The sequence below is a fragment of the Tunturiibacter lichenicola genome, from assembly GCF_051013355.1.
Taxonomy (GTDB): domain Bacteria; phylum Acidobacteriota; class Terriglobia; order Terriglobales; family Acidobacteriaceae; genus Edaphobacter; species Edaphobacter lichenicola_F.
Genome location: NZ_CP132944.1, coordinates 1,962,345 through 1,981,386, shown reverse-complemented (window position 1 = coordinate 1,981,386; position 19,042 = coordinate 1,962,345). Strand labels below are relative to the sequence as shown.

The 19,042-nt window shown below is 53.9% G+C and carries 12 protein-coding genes; 1 reads left to right on the top strand and 11 read right to left on the bottom strand.

Annotated features, from left to right (window positions below; all coding sequences use genetic code 11):
• Nucleotides 1-40 precede the first annotated feature (40 nt).
• Nucleotides 41-2,719, top strand: coding sequence for a glycosyl hydrolase 2 galactose-binding domain-containing protein (locus tag RBB82_RS08500; RefSeq protein ID WP_433974690.1), 2,679 nt, complete (start codon nt 41-43; stop codon nt 2,717-2,719).
• Here the strand turns inward: RBB82_RS08500 and RBB82_RS08495 are convergent.
• From RBB82_RS08495 to RBB82_RS08445, 11 genes are all read right to left on the bottom strand, one after another.
• Nucleotides 2,716-3,819, bottom strand: a complete 1,104-nt coding sequence (locus RBB82_RS08495; RefSeq protein ID WP_433974689.1) for a glycoside hydrolase family 130 protein — start codon at nt 3,817-3,819, stop codon at nt 2,716-2,718. The two genes, RBB82_RS08500 and RBB82_RS08495, sit on opposite strands and share 4 nt — an antisense overlap.
• A gap of 68 nt (nt 3,820-3,887) precedes the next feature.
• Entirely contained in the window at nt 3,888-4,412 is a 525-nt protein-coding gene (locus tag RBB82_RS08490; RefSeq protein WP_433974688.1) for a hypothetical protein, read from the bottom strand.
• 8 nt (nt 4,413-4,420) lie between these two features.
• Nucleotides 4,421-5,047 carry a response regulator gene (locus RBB82_RS08485; RefSeq protein WP_433974687.1) on the bottom strand — a complete coding sequence of 209 codons (627 nt, stop codon included), beginning with the start codon at nt 5,045-5,047 and terminating at the stop codon, nt 4,421-4,423.
• Entirely contained in the window at nt 5,040-8,012 is a 2,973-nt protein-coding gene (locus RBB82_RS08480; protein ID WP_433974686.1) for a sensor histidine kinase, read from the bottom strand. Before RBB82_RS08480 ends, RBB82_RS08485 begins: the two co-directional genes overlap by 8 nt.
• A gap of 84 nt (nt 8,013-8,096) precedes the next feature.
• Nucleotides 8,097-8,420 carry a c-type cytochrome gene (locus RBB82_RS08475; RefSeq protein ID WP_433974685.1) on the bottom strand — a complete coding sequence of 108 codons (324 nt, stop codon included), beginning with the start codon at nt 8,418-8,420 and terminating at the stop codon, nt 8,097-8,099.
• On the bottom strand, nt 8,417-10,639 hold the full coding sequence (locus RBB82_RS08470) for a tetratricopeptide repeat protein (protein ID WP_433974684.1): 2,223 nt from the start codon (nt 10,637-10,639) through the stop codon (nt 8,417-8,419). Before RBB82_RS08470 ends, RBB82_RS08475 begins: the two co-directional genes overlap by 4 nt.
• Before the next feature lie 104 nt (nt 10,640-10,743).
• Entirely contained in the window at nt 10,744-12,546 is a 1,803-nt protein-coding gene (locus RBB82_RS08465; protein ID WP_433974683.1) for a CRTAC1 family protein, read from the bottom strand.
• A gap of 221 nt (nt 12,547-12,767) precedes the next feature.
• Entirely contained in the window at nt 12,768-14,534 is a 1,767-nt protein-coding gene (locus RBB82_RS08460; RefSeq protein ID WP_433974682.1) for a CRTAC1 family protein, read from the bottom strand.
• Nucleotides 14,531-16,426 (bottom strand): CRTAC1 family protein, encoded by a 1,896-nt coding sequence (locus tag RBB82_RS08455; protein WP_433974681.1) that lies wholly within the window; start codon nt 16,424-16,426, stop codon nt 14,531-14,533. Before RBB82_RS08455 ends, RBB82_RS08460 begins: the two co-directional genes overlap by 4 nt.
• Before the next feature lie 174 nt (nt 16,427-16,600).
• On the bottom strand, nt 16,601-18,385 hold the full coding sequence (locus RBB82_RS08450; RefSeq protein ID WP_433974680.1) for a tetratricopeptide repeat protein: 1,785 nt from the start codon (nt 18,383-18,385) through the stop codon (nt 16,601-16,603).
• A gap of 88 nt (nt 18,386-18,473) precedes the next feature.
• Entirely contained in the window at nt 18,474-19,025 is a 552-nt protein-coding gene (locus tag RBB82_RS08445; protein ID WP_433974679.1) for a hypothetical protein, read from the bottom strand.
• Between the last annotated feature and the right edge of the window lie 17 nt (nt 19,026-19,042).

The following is a 19,042-nucleotide window of genomic DNA, read 5'->3' as shown; positions in this document are numbered from 1 at the left end:
CGTAGATTGCGAAAATTTGTTAGATCAAAGGCATGGCCGAATGCGAATGAAAGTTTGGGGATCCGGGTTAGTCTTTGCAGTTGCCGTCAGTTCAATCGGGTGGGGGGCGGTGGCATTGGCAGCGAATTTACCGATTGCACAGGCGGTTACGATCGATTCAGGTTGGCAGTTGCAGGATGCTGCGGAGGTGTCGCAGACTGGAGCCGATGTTGCATCCGAGAGGTTCAAGACGCGGGGCTGGCATGCAGCGATTGTTCCTGGAACTGTGCTGACGAGCCTCGTAAATGCTGGTGTTTATCCAGAACCTTTGTATGGGGAGAATAATCGTCCAGACAAGATCCCTGATAGTCTGGCACGTTCGCCGTACTGGTATCGAACAACCTTCCTGACACCGAAGTCGTATGAGGGTAAGCACGTCTGGCTGAATTTTGAAGGCATTAATTTTTCTTCGCAAGTGTGGGTGAATGGAACGCAAGTCGGCACGACGAAGGGCGCGTTTCGGCGAGGGATCTTTGATATTTCAACGATGGTGACGCCAGGGAAGAAGGCAGTGCTGGCAGTTCTTGTCTCTCCGCAACCGCACCCTGGCGACCCTCATGAACATACCATTCGCAACGGTGTCGGAGCGAACGGCGGTATCACTGCGATTGATGGTCCTACGTTTCTTTCTACGATCGGTTGGGATTGGATCCCAGCAATTCGCGATCGCGATACTGGTATCTGGCAGAAAGTTTTCATTTCGGCGAGTGGTCCGGTGGTGATCAAGGACCCGTTGGTGACGACAGATCTGCCGTTGCCCAAGGTGGACACTGCGGATGTCTCCATTCAAACGAAGCTCGACAACATCAGCGATGTGCCGCAGAAAGGTGTGTTGAAGGGAAACTTCGGAGACGTGTCATTTCAGCAGGCCGTGGAAGTGGCACCACATAGCTCGCAGACGATTTCGCTTGATCCGCGAACGACTGCCGTTCTGCATATGAGCCATCCTAAGCTTTGGTGGCCAAATGGATATGGACCGCAGAATCTCTATACGCTACATCTCAGCTTTGAGGTCGATGGGAAGGACTCCGATAGCCGCGATGTGAGCTTCGGAATTCGGAAGTTTACGTATGAGGTTCCGGATTCGCCGAACCTTACCATCTCAGTGAACGGAGTGCGTGTTTTTGTACGTGGCGGGAATTGGGGATTGGACGAAGCGATGAAGCGCAATCCGAGAGAGCGACTTGAGGCGCAGATTCGGATGCATCAGCTTGCTAATCTCAATATGATTCGCAACTGGGTTGGGCAGAGTACGAGCGAAGACTTCTACGAGTTGTGCGATAAGTATGGCCTGTTGGTGTGGGACGAGTTTTTTCAACCGAACCCTTCGGACGGCCCTGATCCTGACGATTTCGACACGTACATGGCCAATGTGCGAGATAAGATTCTGCGGTTCCGTAATCATCCTTCCATCGTTTTGTGGTGTGCAAGGAATGAGGGGTATCCTCCCAAAAAGATTGACGAAGCACTTCGCATTTTGATGGCGGAGCTTGACCCTACGCGGTTGTATCAGGCCAACTCCGCGGATGGGCGCGGCGTCAATTCGCACGGTCCTTATCACTGGAGGACGCCACGAGAGTTTTACGTGTACGACGAGGCGTTCAAGACCGAGATCGGAAGTGTGTCGGTACCGACGCTTGAGTCGATTCATGGGATGATGCCAGAGAAGGATTGGGAGACGATCAACGACGACTGGGCGGAGCATGACTTTGCCAAGGGCGCCTCGGGTGGCGATTCGTATCCTCAGATGATTGCGGATCGCTATGGCAAAGTGGCAAACCTTGCTGATTTTGTACGTAAGTCGCAGCTTGCGAACTATGAGGCATTTCGAGCGATGTATGAGGGGCGTAATGCAAAGTTGTTCCATCCAACGACCGGTGTACTCACGTGGATGAGCAACCCTGCGCAGCCCAGTTTTGTGTGGCAGCTTTATCATCACGATCTTGAACCCAACTCGGCTTTATTTGCAGTGAAGAAGGCGGCTGAGCCGATACATATTCAACTGAACGAGGCGAGTGGCGAGGTTCAGGTAATTAATAATCTGGACGCTCCATTGGACGGGGCCCGCGCTCATCTTGCTATCTACAATCTCGATGGGTCGGTCCAGTACCAACATGATTTTGATGTAACCGCTCTTGCGAGTGCCGCGACTACGCTTGGGCCCGTTTCGTGGCCCGCAAATTTGTCGGCGGTCCATTTCGTTAAACTGGAGTTGCGTGACGCAACGGGGAAATTGATCTCGGATAACTTCTACTGGCATGGCTTGCCGGAACAACAGGACGACCTGAAGGCGTTGGGTAGTTTGCCAACGGTAGTGTTGGATGCGAAGGTCACACGCAGCGACGTGGAGGGTAAGAGCCATTTGTCTGTTATGCTTCACAATCCTGGCTCTCAGGTTGCACTAATGGCTCATTTGCAGTTGAGGCGCAAAAAATCCGGAGAGAGAGTTTTGCCTGTCTACTACAGCGACAACTACGTGTCTTTCTTGCCGAATGAGAGTAGGGAGATCACGATTGAAGTTGCCACCTCGGATCTCAAAGGAGATGAAGCGCTTGTGGTTGTCGACGGATGGAACGTTGACGTCAATGCTGCGTCATCTGCAGGGATCGGCATTGCACCCAACACGGAGTCTCGTGTAGATCATTGGCCAGTGACCGGTCTGCCAATGATAACTAACTAATTATTCGGCGCTGTCACGACGGCTACTAACGAGTCGGCACATCCGTAATAGAGAAACCAGTGAGCGCGGAAGTATACGAGACCTTCAGCGAAAGTCGTACCCGCCGCGTATTGTCCCGTCTTCTCGTATGGCATTGCGGGCTTGAGTACGGGTTGCTCCGTCTGCTGCAGGATATGAGCAGGGTTATTGCCATCAAATAAAGCTTCGCCAGCTGCGTAGGCGTTTGGCCCTAAATTCGGATCGCCGCTTTTTACTCCGTTTTTTCCGTTGTAGATGACGACGATCCCTGCAGGCGTCAGGACTGGTGGCGGACCTGTCTCGGGGAACGTGCTATCGAAGTGATCGGGTCGTGGCCGCAACACTTCGATGGGATTGCCGTCCGCATTCTCGACTGGATTCCAATGAATCAAGTCGCTCGAAGTTGCCAGGTGTATAGCGCCTTCTCCCCAATACATCCAGTATTTTCCGTCGATTTTTGCTGCGATGAGCCGATCTTTGATGAGGTGCGTTACTATCCCGGCCGACTTATATTTCAGGTGTGCGTATTTTCCGTTTGCGGCCTTTTCAAAGGCCGGTCCGTGCTTTGCCCAGTGCATAAGATCTGAGGATGTTGCGATTCCTACCGAGTAAGTCGTGCGATTCCATTGTGTGTAGGTGAGGACATAGGTGTCGTCTGGTGCTTCGACGATGCGTGGGTCTTCGACGCCGCCGGGCCATTCGCGTGATTTTTGAGCATCTTCGGCTGGATAGAATACCGGTTCGGCGAGTCGGGTGAAGTGAATGCCGTCCAGGCTCTCCGCGAGGCCAAGCCGCGAAGTATGATCGCCGATCTGCATGGTGCCGGAGTCGTCTTCGGCGCGATAGAGAACATAGACTCTGCCGTCGCGAACAACGGCGGCGGGGTTGAAGGTGTGAAGGGTCTCCCAATGAACGGGAGCTTTGAGTATGGGATCTGCGAATGTCGATTGTGAGCGTGGAGAGATGACTGGATTACCCTGCGAGGGGCGCGCGAAAGGGCCGATCTCCCACTTTGCAGTATCTTGTGCGTGCAGAGCAGCTGCGCAGAGCAATGCTGTTGACAGACTTATCTTGCTCCACATTTTCATGTGTACAAAGTACAGTGCCTGCGAGCGGATAACAACTGCCGACTTTGTTTTTAGTGTGAGTGCTACTTTGCGGCTTGATTTCCTAACACATAAGGTACAGAGAAACGACCGATCTGAATATATGCATTGTCGGAGGGTGGCCAGATGCGGAAAGATTCAACGCGTGCGCCATTCGTCAGTCGGTGAGCTTCAACGGTGCCGCGCTGATCGCCGGTTGTTGCGTCATAGAATTTGACGGAGAGGCTATCGTTGTCTCTCCTCCAACCGAGGACGTAGCTGCCAACGGAGAGTGAGACGTCACCGATGGTGATAGGAGACTGAATCAAAAGGTAGTGAGAGTATTTTCCATCAGCGGAATAGCCTGCTGTGATGAGGACGACTCCCGCGATGATCTTACCGTGCGGATCGATGATGCCTGAGGCGGTACGCATCTCAGTTTCGATCCTCTCTTTCTCAACCTGTGCACGAGCAGGCAGTGCGGTCTGTAACTCTTCCGGCGTCGCTGACCGCCAAGTAGATCGTTGCTGAGCGGTGGAAAAAGACGGCAGCACAAGCAGAAGAAGCAGAGTGATGAGAAGAGAATTCATAGGGCGGCTCATTTGAGATGTACGATTCCTCGCTGAAGAGCAACGGTTGCGGCGTGGGTGCGATCACTGACGCCAAGTTTGCTGAGCAGGCTGTTGATGTGTGACTTTACAGTCGCTTCGCTGATGTCGAGATCGGAGGCGATCTCCTTGTTGGCTCGACCGGCGACGATGCGCTCCAGGACGCCTAGCTCGCGTGTTGTCAGTGCCTGCGTGCCCATTCTTTCAGCTAGCTTCTCCGCTATGGCTGGTGAGATTTTGGTTTTACCTTCGTGAACCGCTTGAATAGTCGAGAGCAGTTCGTCGACGGTCATCCCCTTAAGCAGATATGCTTTCGCGCCTGCCTGAAGGGCTCGGAAGATGTCCTCGTCGCCGTCGAAGGTGGTGAGTACTACGAATTTTGCGGCAGGCGCTTCAGCCCGGATCTTTAAAATGGCATCAACTCCCCCAAGTGTGGGCAGTTGCAGGTCCATCAGAGTGAGGTCTGGAAGTAGAGTGCGGTAGAGTTCAATCGCTTGTTGACCGTCGCCGGCTTCGCCGACAACTTCAATGCCAGGCATGATATTGAGTAGTGCCACGAGTCCTTGCCGAACTACGTGATGGTCATCTACTACAAGGATGCGAATGCGTTCAGCCATTATTTGTTGCACCTTTCTCTGCAGGGATCGGAACATCCAGTTTGATGGTAGTTCCTTTTGCCTGCGAACTCTCTATGGTGAGTTGAGCACGAATCTGATCTGCCCGTTCGCGCATTCCCTGGAGGCCAAAATGGCCTTTGCCGGAGAGGGAGTTGTCCGAGGCGGCAAACCCGCGGCCATTGTCAGTGATTATCAACGTCAATTGATTCGAATGGTAGCGCAGATCGACTGATGCCTGAGTTGCGTTTGCGTGACGGGCTACATTTGCCAGAGACTCTTGGGCAATGCGGAGGATTTCATCTTCAAGCGCTGGGGGGAGCTGTCGGTAGGTACCACCGGCGTTTAGTTGAATGAGAAGTTGCTTCCCGGCGCGTTGCTCTACAAGATTTTTGAGTCGTGTAGGCAGAGTATGTTGCGCTGTGACGGCACGAAGGTCCCAGATGCTACGACGAGCTTCTGCCAATCCTTCTCTGACATACTTTCGGGTGTTGTCTATCTGCTGCCCGGCGGCAGAGACCTGCGATTGAGCAAGAAGTTGGGCTGTGAGTTCAAGCTGTACCGAGACGCCCACAAAACTTTGTGCCAGGGTGTCGTGAATCTCGCGGGCGACTCTATTACGTTCGGCGAGAACTGCCTGAAATTTTGATTGGAGACGCCGAATACGAAGACGGTAGAGGAGAAACCCGATGGCCGCGATGAAAAAGAGGGTCAAAAGAATGAACCAGAGCCTTCGATAGAAGGGTGGTTTGACATAGAAAGTAGCTTGCGCTCCCTCGTCATTCCATAAGCCGTCGTTGTTCGCAGCTTGTACACGGAAACGATAATGACCCGGGGGAAGATTCGTGTAGTAGGCGACTCTGCGTGAGCCAGCGTCAGTCCATTGTTTATCGAATCCCTCGAGGATGTATCGATAGCGGACCTTGCCAGGCGACACATAGCTGAGGCCAGCGTATTGAAAGGCAAAGCTGTGATGGCCGGGAGCGATATTTTGCTCCGTCGTACGGAGTGACAGTTCGATATCGTCCAGTGTGAATCGTTCGATAACTACGGGCGGAGAAATGTGGTTTTCGGCGAGCTGGGCGGGATCTACAACTGCGACACCACGTCGGGTCCCAAACCATAAAAGCCCATCGGTGCTCTTCCATGAGGCCGGGTGGCCGATGGAGCCGCCCTCTTCCGTTGGCATGCCGTCGGAGCGTCCGTAAGAGAACGGGTGAGGGTCGCAATTTGGAGAGGTTCCGCAAACAGTGAGTTTAGGGGCGGAGACGCGTGTGATGCCTCGGTTTGAACCTAGCCATAGATCGCCATGATTATCCTCGATGATTGAATCAATCTCCTGCGGCAGATCGTTTCGATGAAAAGATTTGAAGCCGGTGGATGACCAGGCGCTGAGACCTCCTCCCTTGGTTCCGATCCAAAGCGTTCCGTTGTGTCCCTCGGCGAGTGAGGTGATGACATCTCCCGATAGCCCGTCTTTTGTAGTGAACGTGGTGATCTTTCCGTTGTGGAGGCGGGAGAGTCCGTTCAGGGTGCCGATCCACAGGCCGGGGGGAGATATGCGGGAGTGGGATTGAAGAAGAACTCCGATGAGGTCGCTTTTGAAGCCGTCGGCCTGCGTCAATGTGGTGAACCGATTGTTCTGCCAATGCGCAAGGCCGCGTCGTGTACCGATCCAAAGGGAGCCGTCAGCGTCCGGGAGAAGAGAGCGGATGAGATCGTCGGGAAGTCCATCGGCGGAGGTGTAAGCCTGCACCTTGGTGCCTTCGATATGATTCAAACCGTCGGGTGTACCGACCCATATGCTGCCATCTGCTGCGGGTGCCAAAGCGAGAATGACCTCGCTTAGTAGACCATCGCGAGTAGAAAAGTGTTGGACATTTCCCGACCGCCAGCGGTCCAGGCCATCCCCATTTGTGCCGACCCACATTGCGCCGTCTGATGCCTGAGTAATGGCTGTTGTTGTGTGATCCGAGAGGTCAGAGATAGTTCGGAAGTTTTGTCGTCGAAGGATTGCGAGGCCACTAGTTTCTGTGCCGACCCAGAGACTTCCTTCTTTGTCCTGAAAGATAGAAAGAATGCTATTGGAGCCGAGAGCCGTTTGGAGGTGTGGACGGGCGCTATTTTTATCAAGAAAAAAAAGGCCTTTATTGGTGCCTATCCAGAGATCTCCTGTGGAGTCAGCTAAGACCGTCTGGATGCGCGACGCAGACGTACTAGTTTCTATTTGTAAAGTGTGGGTGGTTCTGTTTTGCACTGTCGCTAAAGTCGTTCCCGCTCGCAACCAGAGACCGTCGCCTGGTAGAGGTCCAATGCCCTGGATGTCCGCGGATGGCAGTGATGGGCTGAACTGCTGGGAGTGGAAGCTACCATGCTGATATAAAAACACTCCAGAGGTTGATACGATCCAGACATCGCCGTTATCGGCAGAGGCCATTGCTGCCGGAGTGGCAGAGTCCGGAAGGGCCAGCGTTGTGAAGTGAACCCCATCGAACCTGGTGATGAGACCACCAGAGAGAATCAGCAAAGTTCCATCATCAGCTACTGCGAGAGAGATGATCTCGCCAGCAGGGAGTCCATCGCTGGTTGAGTAGCGGCGAAATATTCCACCTGAGTATTGAAGCAAACCGTCCGCGGTTCCAATCCAGATTCGCCCGGTGGGATCCTGGGCGAAGCAGCAGATATCGTCGCTGGTAAAGACGGGCGTGGTTTCATGATTGAAGGTTGTGAAATCTATGCCGTTGAAGCGGGCTACACCGCCTTCGGTTGCTATCCAGATATAGCCGTCACGTGCCTGGAAGATTCTATGAACGCTGTTTTGTGGGAGGCCGTTCTCAGTGGACCAAGATTGATGGCCCAGATTGATCGAATCTTGAGATTGGGCGACGGGCGAGAGGGTGGCAATTCCGCATAGGGTCCATAGGAGGGAGGATCGCAGCACGAGATGGAGAGGAGAAGGAAGATTCATGCCGAGTTCGCTGCATGTTGAACTTACTATGCCGGATTGGTTACAACTCGGATGATACGGCCTATCGATTTGAACCCTGTAGAGTTATTTCTGGCTTTTGTCGCGGCAGGAATGAAGATAGGCGACAAGATCGTCGACTTCGGATTTTTTCAGGATGTCTGCGAAGGCTGGCATCTCATGACCGCCTTGCAGTATCTGCGTGCGTATCTGATCTTTGCTACGAGATCGGCCAACTCCGGAGAGGTCAGGTCCCTTGATGCCCCCGTTTTTGCGGATGGTATGGCAGTGCTGGCAGCCGTTGTCTGCAAACAGTGCGGCTCCGTGACTCTTGTCGGCTGCTGATGCAAGTGCCGGAAAAAACGATGTGGCTGCAAAGATAAGGATGACCGGGAAACGTGACAGATTCATTGGGTAGATGGTCCCACTGAGTGGGCTGGTTCTGGAGCAAAATCGGTGTGAGTATGCCAGGGTACAGTCTCCGATGCGACTTCATTGTGTTTGCGAAGGAACTCGAGTGCGTAGGTGCTGGCCGTGGGGTCGTCTTTTTGATCGGCAAACATGGCTGCTTCGTATGATGCCTTTTCCTTCATTCCGAGTCTGCGATAGACGATGGAAAGTATGTAGTGAGCGGCCAGATCGTCTGGGTCGATGGATTGGAGAGTCTCGTATTCGACTCGGGCTTCATCGTACTTGTGCTGTTGGTAGAGGGAGAAACCAAGCTCTCGATGCGCGTCGCGTGAACGTGGGAACTTTGTGATGACTTCCCGCAGATCCGCAATGGCATTGTCTACTTGACCCTGATTTCGTTCGACTAACGCGAGGTAATAAAGTGCACGTGAATTATGGGGACTAAGCGCTAGCGCCTTATTCAGGCTGGTGCGGGATGCTTCGTAGCGTTCCCATTGGAAGTTGGCGATGGCGATGTTGGTGAATGCATCAGCGTAGTCGGGCCGCAGCTGGGCGACGTGCTCGAATGCATGGACGCTCTCTGCATACTGTTGAGCGTCGAGCATCGCGATGCCGAAGTTGTTCCACCTCATCCACTCCTTGTTGTCCTGCGGGTCGACAGCTATGGGATTACTTCCGAGATTGAAGGTGCGAGTCCGTTCGGCCATCGCTACGACGGGCATTTCGTAGTGTTTGCCCATCCCAAAGTCCATGAAGTGCTGGTCAAAGCGGCGGTAGTTAACTCTGGCGGTAACGGTAATTGGGCCCTTAGCCTCTGTAGGAACCTTGAATTGGTAGCGAACTAGTTGAGAGCGACCGGAAGCGATTGTGTTGTTGTAGGCGACAACACGATTGTTCCACACCTGATGAAGATCGTTGATCTCTCCCTTGGTATTGACGAGGCGATTGGTGAAGCTGTGCGCGCGGGGATCGAGATCACCATTGGGTTGGATCGCTCCGGAGTGCATCAGAATATGGCCGGCGGCGTCCTTAGCCTCGAACTCTATCCAACTCTCGTACATATCGCGCTGCTCGGGGACGTGGCTGTGCGCTATTCCTTTGTTCTGAATGACGATAGATGTCGTCAGGAGATCTCCAGGGGAGACGGTGAAGTCTTCGCTGCCGAGCGGCGCGATGATCTTTTCTCCATTTCTCTCGAGGCCAAAGATGTCCACATTGAAGACTCCAGCCTTGAGAAAGGCTACGGTCTTTTCCATCTGGGTGCTGTAGTTGTAGTACTTCGGCAGAACAGTATTTGCACCCAGCCAACGGTGTGAGGCGAGTCTGCCTTCCTTGGCACCGGAGTCGGAGGTGGTAAGGCTCTCTGGTGTCATGTGGCAAGTCTGGCAGGTAGAGACTCCGTCTTTGATGTAGAAGGGCAGGGGAGACTGCTTGGCAAAGGATGATAGTTGCCACTCGTCATAGAGGAAGATTGCACGCTGCCACTTGTAGTCATTGAGTTGCTTCGGCAACGCTGCTTTATGGCAAGCTGAACAGAATTCGCTGGAGCGATAAAAGTCCTTCATCACGGCCTTTGAGTGGCGGTCGAGATGGGAGAGGATCTCTTTGTCGGAGACATCATCGTAAATGGGCTGATCCTTCTCATCTACAAGGACCGCCGGCTGTGCCATGACATAGCTGCCCGTGCCGCGTGTGTCTACCTTTTGAATGGAATGGCAGACCGTGCAGGTCACACCGTCTTCGTCGAACTTGCGATTGATTGGGGAGCCTTTTGTAAGTGCTCCCGAAAGTAGTGCGATTGGGTTGTGGCATCCCTCGCAATGCCGCGTGTACTCGATGCCTTTTTCTGCGGTGAGGAGAGCTGTGTTCTTGATGTACCATGGGGCGCGAAAGGAGTTGGCATGAGCCGATTCGCGCCATTCGGCATGTGCTTCCTGATGGCAGTGACTGCAGTATTTGGCGGCGGGAAAGGCTTGCGGGCTGATGAATTGGCCAGTGTCTGTCGTTGCATTTGAAGGCAGGAAGGGTTTGTCCTGGCCGAAGCGAAGGTTGTAGTGCTGTTTCACCGACTGCGTATAAATCTCTCGCTGAGCTGGAGTTGTTGCGGAGTCCGAGGCGCGAGCGCCGCCCTTCTGCAAGGCCATGAAAATACACGCGGATGTTGCGCCGAGCAAAGTACCGATAACGATGCGGCCAACCTGTCCGAGAGCCCTTTTCATAGAACCATGAATTGTAATGAACCGAAAGTATCGCTGACTATAAACCTACGAGTGGATAAAAATCTCAATCGAAAGATTGAGATGCCTAAAAGAGCAATTGCCGATTACATTTTGGTGCCTTTACCCTCCGTCAAAGTTACGATCTGGTCAACTTTATTGACCGCAAATTGTTCTTTTGTGCCGCTGGGCCAATGAACTTCAATCGAGTCGATAGTGGTGCTGTTTCCTAAGCCAAAGTGAAGACGCGGATCATGAGTAGATGCAAAGCTTCCACCGGAAAAGACATCTTCCCGTTGTTTTTTCCCATCGGCGACGAGATAGACCGTAGCGCCGATGGCGTCTCGAGGGCTCTTCGGTCCGCCGACAAGCTTCAGTTCGATCCAATGATGGGTGTCTGGTGAGACGTTGCGCAAGAGGGCGGGGTGACCATCAAGGACGTTGATGATGACATCCAATTTGCCATCGTTGAAGAGATCTCCGACAGCCATTCCGCGGCCAGCGTATACGTTCGCCAAGGCTGTGCCTTCAACTGCAGGCTCCAGATCGAATTTTTTACCGTCGATATTTCGAAAGAGTAAGGGACGTTGCGCCCAAGTAGTTCCCCAAGCCGTATGGTCCACTTGCGGATAAACGTGACCGTTGACGATCACAAGATCCTTCCAGCCGTCGTTATCGAAGTCCAGAAATGCAGTTCCCCAACCAAGAAATGGGATGGTCGGTTCGGCGATGCCTAGCTGATAGCTGATGTCGGTGAAGTTGGCGTCACCATCATTTCTGTAGAGAGGGTTGTAGTCATCTGAAAAAGTTGTGTTGTAGATATCCAAAAGACCATTGTTGCTATAGTCGCCAACCGCAATTCCCATGGATGCGGTTTCGCGCCCGTTCTCGTTTAGGGCATAGCCCGAGGCGTAGCTGGCATCCTCAAAAGTGCCATCACCCTTGTTGATGTAGAGATAGTTCGGCGTGGAATCGTTTGCGACGAGAAGGTCTGGTTTCCCATCGTTATTGACGTCGATGAATACGGATGCAAATCCGTAGTACGCATTTTTGTCGGCGACACCGGCCTTTTCGCTAACATCTGTGAATATTCCATCGCCGTTGTTATGGAAGAGGTGGTCTGGTTCGCCTTTAAGGCCTCGCGGGCCGCACATTACTTTTTCACCGCGAAATTGGCAGAAGCTGTAGGACACATCTTTGCCTCCGGATCCCGGTTGGTTCGCGAGGTCGTAGTGAACGTAACCGGGGACGAAGAGGTCGAGCTTGCCATCACCGTCGTAGTCTCCCCATGTGGCCCCAGTTGACCAGTTGCCGAGAGTGACGCCAGCTTTCTCTGCTACGTCGGTAAACGTGCCGTCATGATTGTTGTGATAGAGGCGATTTTTGCCGAAGTTACTTACATAGATGTCTGGCCAGCCGTCATTGTCGTAGTCGCCGATAGCAACGCCGATGCCCCAGCGGTCATTCGTAACGAGTGCCTTCGCAGCGACATCGGTGAAGGTGCCATCGTGGTTGTTATGGAAGAGCGCTGCATGGGGTGCAGGCGTTTTGCCACTCATTGCGTCGTAGGTTGAGCCGTTTACGAGATAGATGTCGAGCCAACCATCGTTGTCATAGTCGATGAGACCTACGCCTGATCCATTCGTCTCGATGATAAAGTTCTTTTCTGGAGTTCCCATTGTGTGGGTCCACCCCGACAGACCTGCTTTTTTTGCGATGTCTTGAAAGAGAATGGGGCCATCTTTAACGAATCCGCCAGCAGTAATGGGTCTTCGCTCTTTGTCCAGCACTGCAGCATGAACGCCGCCGGTGTTTGCTCCGCCTACCGCCGGTGCCTGGCCGCCTTCCTGAGGCTTGTCCGACTGAGTATCTGTCGAATGAGAGTTCGGTGCAGTGGATTGCGCGAGCATCGCTCCTGCACCTGCAAAGACTATGGCGTAGAGAGCGAATATGAAAGAGTGCAAGCCAAAGCTAGCCCGATGATGAGCGGTTACGAAGCGCGTCCTTATGGTTCCAAGTTTCCTTTTTTGCATCAGTAAAGCTTCCTCAGCGTAAGAATCTAATGGACGCTCGCAGCATCATGTTTATCACACGGAGCCGGATTGCCTGCTGCCGTAATCAGAGCGCGGGCTTAAGGCTTAGCAGCAGATGGTGATTGGCTGCCTGTTGATGCCTCATGGCCTTTCCCTTCTTCCAACTCAACGATCCGATCAACCTCGGCAGGAGCGTCGTAGAACTCTGTCATTCCGCTTGGCCATCGAATCTGAACGGTTGCAAGGTGCGTCTCGGCGCCGAGGCCAAAGTGAAGGCGCAGATCGCTCGACGAGTTGTAGCTGGAACCGCTCCGAACCTCATCGACCCAAAGGCGGTTTGCAGACTTCAAGGTTGCACGCGCTCCTATCGCGTCGCGATTAGAGGACGTACCTATAAGACGCAGACCAAGCCAGTGATTCTGATTTTTTGCTAGGTTGACGAGGAGCATCGGCTTGTCACTGAGATTGTTGATGACCGCTTCGATACGACCGTCGTTGAAGAGGTCGCCGACTGCCAGGCCGCGACTCGACCGCGAATCAGCAAGCCCAGGGCCGGATGTCTTTGTGATATCGCGAAACTTGCCATTGCCAAGATTGCTGTAGAGGAAGCGAGGTTCACGATAGAAAGAGCCGAGTTTAGCTGAGTCAACCTCGGGGTAGACGTGACCGTTAACGACGAGAAGATCGGGCCATCCGTCGTTGTCTACGTCAGCGAACATAGCTCCCCAGCCGAGGGCGTCAGCGTTGATGCCGAGTCCAGCGGCGAAGGTTGCATCAGTGTAAGTGCCGTCGCCGTTGTTGTGGTAGAGGGTAGAGGTATCGTCGGAGAAGTTGGTTTTAAAGAGGTCCAGCTTGCCGTCGCCGTCGTAGTCGGCTGAAGTCGAGCCCATGCCAGCCTGCTCGCGGCCGTCTTCGTTGAAGGCTACGCCGACGTCCGCGGCAGTGTCGGTGAAGGTGCCGTTGTGGTTGTTTCGATAGAGGATGGCGGGCGTAGAGTCGCAGGCAATGTAAAGGTCGGGCCATCCATCATCGTCGTAGTCCAGCGTCGTGATGGAGAAGCAGTAGTGACCTTGAGTGTGTTCGAATCCACTAGGTTTACTGACGTCTTCAAACTTTCCTGCGCCGAGATTGTGATACAGAATGTTCGGTGCGCTCTCAAGACCGCGAGGGCCACACATGACAGGTACGCCCTTCCAAATGCATCCAGCTGTCTGGCCAGGCGTCGGCGTGTGCGCGAGGTCGAAGTGGACGTAGTTAGCGACGGCAAGGTCTAGCTTGCCGTCCCGGTCGTAGTCGACGAAGGCACAGCCGGTACCCCACTCCTTGCCCGTTCCAGCAACGCCGGCCTGCTCGGCTACTTCTTTGAAGGTGCCGTTACGCTGGTTGTGAAAGAGCCGGTTTTTGCCGTAGCCGGTAACGTAAATGTCGTCGTATCCATCGTTGTCGTAGTCTCCGACGCATGCTCCCTGACCCCATCCGGTGGAGATTAAGCCTGCCTTCACTGTGACATCAGTGAAGGTGCCGTCGTGGTTGTTGTGAAAGAGGTGGTTTGAGGGTTTATTCTGCGTAGTTTTATTGCTGGTGCTCTTGCTCGGAAGGTCGGTGCCGTTGACGAGGAAGATGTCGGGCCAACCATCGCGGTCGTAGTCCAATATGGCAACACCTGAGCCGGTTGCTTCAATGATGTAGCGTTTGGAGTCGACGCTTCCATTGACGTTGCGAACGGTAATACCAGCCTTCGCTGCAACATCAACGAACCACGCAGGAGGCGCGTGATCGGTCGAGGCGGGATAGGCCTGACCTGCGAGAGCAATCGTTGAGAAGATGAAAACGCAGTTCGAGAGCAGAGCGATTAGCGGCTTCATGGCTTCGTTGCGGGTGGTGGGGGAGTGGGTGGTTTGGGAGTTGATGATATCGAAGCGCCCATCGCTACGGTCCTCAGAATTTTTCCACCTTCCTGTATGACGTAAAGGTGGTTCGCTGCGAGGTCTGTCAGTTTATCGGTTGTACCGGATGGCCATTTGATCTCTACTGAGTCTGCTTTTGCGGAGTGGTCGAGACCAAAGTGAATGCGAAGATCGTTTTGAGAGTAGTAGCTGCCTCCACTGCGAACTTCGTCGATTTGAATAAAAGGTTTTGCCCCGTCCGGTGTTGATGTCGTGACGCTGATCTTTGCACCGATGCCTGTCCGATTCGATTTTGTGCCGACTGTTCGAATCTTGATCCAATTACGGCCTGTTGCCGAATCACAGTGGAGTAGCTGAGGAAGGCTGTTTACACAGTTCACGACTACGTCAAGGACACCATCGTTGTCGTAGTCGCCGAAGGCACAGCCGCGACCGGGCGCTGGCGTATTGATGCCTGGACCACCTTGCGCGGTGACTTCTTCGAATTGTCCATTGCGAAGATTGCGGTAGAGATACTTGTGCTGAGCGTACGGGGCGTCAATGCTGGTTCCGTCGACCTCTGGGTAAACGTGGCCATTGCAGATGAAGATGTCTGGCCAGCCATCGTTGTCCATATCGAAAAAGCCGACGCCCCAGCCGAGGTATCTCGTATTAACACCTAAGCCGGATAGGTAGGTGTGATCGTCGAAGTTTCCATCGCCCAGGTTGACATACAGCGAATCGGTATCGCCGGCGAAGTTTGTTTTCACAATATCGAAGCGGCCGTCGCGATTGAAGTCGCCAATAGAGACTCCCATGCCCGCCTGGGGCTTGCCGTCCGGAGAGTATGCGATGCCGGACTCGATGGCTACATCTTTGAACGTTCCGTCTTTCTGGTTCTGATAGAAGGTTGCCGCGGTGGAGTCATTAGCCACATAGATGTCGGGCCAACCGTCGCCATCGATGTCGGAGACAGCCACGGAGAGACCGTAGGTGCCAATGGTGTCCCACATGCCGCTTTTTTGCGAGACGTCCGTAAAGGTTCCATCACCGTTGTTGTGATAGAGAATGTTCTTACCGCCTTGCAGGCCAGGAGGACCGCATGCCACCTGAATACCTTTGTAAGCGCAGCCTGCGGCCTCTGGAAGTGGGGCTGTTTTTATATCGAAGTCGATGTAGTTAGCTACAAAGAGGTCGAGATGGCCGTCGCGGTCATAGTCGAGAAAGGCGCAGCCGGAGTTCCATCGCGTCTTGGACTGAAGTAATCCAGCTTTCTGGGTCACATCGGTGAAGGTGCCATTGCCGTTGTTGCGGTAGAGAACGTTCTGGCCGTAATAAGTGACGAATAGATCATCCCAGCCGTCGTTGTTGTAGTCGCCAACGCAGCAGCCCTGGCCCCATCCTCCCCGTGCAAGGCCGGCTTTGATTGTGACATCGGTGAAGGTGCCGTCGCGATTGTTTTTGAAGAGATGGGATACGGGTTCCTGTCCTTTGGGAAAACCCTCCAGTCGTGTGCCGTTTACTAGGAAGATGTCGATCCAGTCGTCGTGATCGTAGTCGTAGAACGCGACACCGCAGCCGGTCGTCTCGAGAAGATACCTATTCTTGTGTTCGCCCCCGTATATCGTCTTTGCGTTGAGGCCCGACTGCCGAGCTACGTCGATAAAGCTGACTCCAAGCGGAGTGCCGGCGATTGGAGAAGGAAGGCCCTTAGGTGCAGGACGGGCCACGGCGTCGTAGGTGGGGCGCGATCCTGTTTGAGGAGCCGATTGAGGATTGGCTGGTATTCCCAAAGCGAGAACATCATCGAGCGTAAGGACTAGCGCAGTGGCAGAAAGCGAAGTAAAAAAACTGCGGCGGGACCAACTCAAAAGGGCACTCCTCCGGGCCGCAACCCGGTGATGACGTTCAGAGCTCTCCATTTACCGGATTCTTGTAAATACAAATAGCCGCGGCGCAGAAAGAGTCTCAAAGTAGTCCACTGAGTATAGAGAGCATCTGGCGTTGCGGCAATGTGCTTTTTGAAGCGCGGATAAGCGTTGATTCTACGGGTTGGCAGGCGGAGTGGCGCCTGGCGAAGTAGCCGGTAAAAGTTTCTGAGCCTTCTGTCGTTCGAGCGCAGCGTCGGCACTTCTGCCTTGGCGGTCGAATGCATCTGCCAAGGTGGAATGTGCTTCTCCATAATTCGGATCGGCTTCTACCGCTGCCTGAAGTTGTACTAGAGCATCAGAGACTTTACCTTCTTTGAGGAGGGCCTTGCCGGAATCGAGAGCGAAGTTGGCGCGCTGACGGCTCACGGCAATACGGCTTAGGTCTGCGGCCTTCTTCCGTTCGGCTGCTGCCCCGACCGTGTCGCCCTGTTGGCTCAGAATTGCGGCAAGGCCGATATGCGGGCTGGGTTGATTTGGTAGCAATTCGATTGCCCGCCGTAAGGCTGGTGCTGCCTTCTGCAACTCGCCGGATTCTCTATAAGCGTTCCCTAGTATCGCCCAGGCATTGCCATTGTCTGGACTCAGTGCCGTGGCTTTTTCAAGTTCAGATTGGGCTTCGGTGAAGCGGCCTAACTGTAGATAAAGAACACCAAGCGTATAGGGCGGGTCCGGCAACTTAGAGTCGAGTTCCTCGGCCCGTACGAACTCCGGAACTGCTGCGCTAGCATCGTCTTTTAGTTTGAGAGCAAGCCCGAGGTCGTAGTGGAGGTATGCGTTGTCTGGCTCTATGGCAAGACCGGCACGGAACTGTTCCATCGCATGATCGAGATCACTCTGCTGGAGATAAGCCACACCGAGGTCCTGGCGAAGCGTCGCACTTTGCCCATTGATCGTCAAGGCGCGAATGTAGATAGGAATTGCACGTTTTGCGTCACCTGTCTGCACCAGAGCGAGGCCTAAGTTTGTGAGCGAAGAGAAATCCTGAGGTCGCGCCATGACGACCTGTTCAAACAGGGGCAGAGCTTCACGGGCGTTGTCTTTTGCTTGCAGAGTGAGAGCGAGTTCGTACTTCGCGTCCACTGATGTGGGATTGAGGCTGAGCGCATGTCGCAGAACAGTGAGGGCTGAATCGTCCTGATTGTCTGCTCGAAGAGCCCTTCCGTATTGCAACGTGTACTCGACATTATCCTTGGCAAGATCAGTTGCTTTGGTGAGTTCTTTGACGGCCGCAGATGTATCGCCTTGGTTGAGGTAGACCGAGCCAAGATGAAAGTGGGCAGATGCGAGTGTTGGGTCCAGCGAGATGGCTCGCTGGATCTGAACGCTGGCCTGAGGATAGTGCTCCTGCTGTGCCAGGACCGTGCCGAGGGTGTCATACAACGCTGCGTTATCAGGCGAGTCGATCAGAGCTTTTTCGAGATGCTTCTGCGCGGCTTCTGGTTCTGCAACAGCACTGAGTGCGGTGGCGTAGGTGATCGAAGCGTGGGGTGTTAGCTTTTGCGGCGGACCGCTTCCTGTTTGATCGAGAAGCTGGAACATTTGAACTGATTTTGCGTAATCGCGAAGCTGTTCGTAGGTCATTGCGAGGTTGAGTATTGCGCCTGCATCCTGAGGGTCGAGCCGGTGTGCCAGTTCAAGTTGCACCAGAGCGGATGCGGCATCTCCTTCAGCGAGCAATACCGTGCCAAATGCGCTGTGACCGGCTGCGACCTCCGGGACCATCAGCACCAGCTTCTCGAATTGCACATGTGCCGAGTGCAGGTCGTTATGCTGATAGGCCGCGGATCCTGCGCGGAAGGTTTCCTCAGCGGACTGTAATCTTTCGTCTGCGGAAGTCGCTGAAGTCGCGGGCGGTGTGGCCACAGTTTGTGCTCGGGCCAGTGAAAGAGAGGTCGCCATGACACCGCATAGCATCAGCGACCGTACTTGAAAGAATCGCATCTCAGACATCGATTGTAATCATGAGTGGAGACAGGGTTTTGGCCCGTCACAGAGGTGCTTGCGTAAACTTAACGTAGTTTCGACCAAAATATAGCCGGTATCCTGAACCATCGGTCGCTGGAAAGATCTGCAGAGGTGTCGGACGGCGTAGATCCGCGTCTCTTGCGGAACTGACGGAAAACAGATCGTGGCCGCCGATGTCCATGACGACGAAGGCGTCAGCAGCGAGGAAGCCGCAGCCGTACGCGCCTGCGGCGAGTCTGTGACCTTCAATCTCTATGGCCGTTTCCGTTATGAGGTAGGCCTGATATTTCTCCTGTAACGCGCTCGAATAGCCAGCTGTGTCCACGAGCGCAACGAGTAGTACTGAGTCTCTGCCAAATTGCACGCCACTGGAGTTTCTGGCTTGAATCGGCGCACTCTGCCCGCGGAAAAAGACCTCATTCGGAAGAAACTTAGCTGCTTCGATAGGGGGCATCACTTTCGTCCGGGTAGGCGCGACCGCACCGCTCTTATCTGGAGGCGCAGTTTGAAAGGCCGCATACGCAGTCCCTGCTATGGCAAGCAACAAGACGGAGTGTAGAACCTTACGGAGCATGTTCGGCCTCATATCAG

What these genes read in the sequence shown, in the direction of transcription:
- RBB82_RS08500 (WP_433974690.1), top strand. Translation starts at nt 41, where the DNA reads ATGCGAATGAAAGTTTGGGGATCCGGGTTAGTCTTTGCAGTTGCCGTC.
- RBB82_RS08495 (WP_433974689.1), bottom strand. Translation starts at nt 3,819, where the DNA reads ATGTGGAGCAAGATAAGTCTGTCAACAGCATTGCTCTGCGCAGCTGCT.
- RBB82_RS08490 (WP_433974688.1), bottom strand. Translation starts at nt 4,412, where the DNA reads ATGAATTCTCTTCTCATCACTCTGCTTCTTCTGCTTGTGCTGCCGTCT.
- RBB82_RS08485 (WP_433974687.1), bottom strand. Translation starts at nt 5,047, where the DNA reads ATGGCTGAACGCATTCGCATCCTTGTAGTAGATGACCATCACGTAGTT.
- RBB82_RS08480 (WP_433974686.1), bottom strand. Translation starts at nt 8,012, where the DNA reads ATGAATCTTCCTTCTCCTCTCCATCTCGTGCTGCGATCCTCCCTCCTA.
- RBB82_RS08475 (WP_433974685.1), bottom strand. Translation starts at nt 8,420, where the DNA reads ATGAATCTGTCACGTTTCCCGGTCATCCTTATCTTTGCAGCCACATCG.
- RBB82_RS08470 (WP_433974684.1), bottom strand. Translation starts at nt 10,639, where the DNA reads ATGAAAAGGGCTCTCGGACAGGTTGGCCGCATCGTTATCGGTACTTTG.
- RBB82_RS08465 (WP_433974683.1), bottom strand. Translation starts at nt 12,546, where the DNA reads ATGCTCGCGCAATCCACTGCACCGAACTCTCATTCGACAGATACTCAG.
- RBB82_RS08460 (WP_433974682.1), bottom strand. Translation starts at nt 14,534, where the DNA reads ATGAAGCCGCTAATCGCTCTGCTCTCGAACTGCGTTTTCATCTTCTCA.
- RBB82_RS08450 (WP_433974680.1), bottom strand. Translation starts at nt 18,385, where the DNA reads ATGGCGACCTCTCTTTCACTGGCCCGAGCACAAACTGTGGCCACACCG.
- RBB82_RS08445 (WP_433974679.1), bottom strand. Translation starts at nt 19,025, where the DNA reads ATGCTCCGTAAGGTTCTACACTCCGTCTTGTTGCTTGCCATAGCAGGG.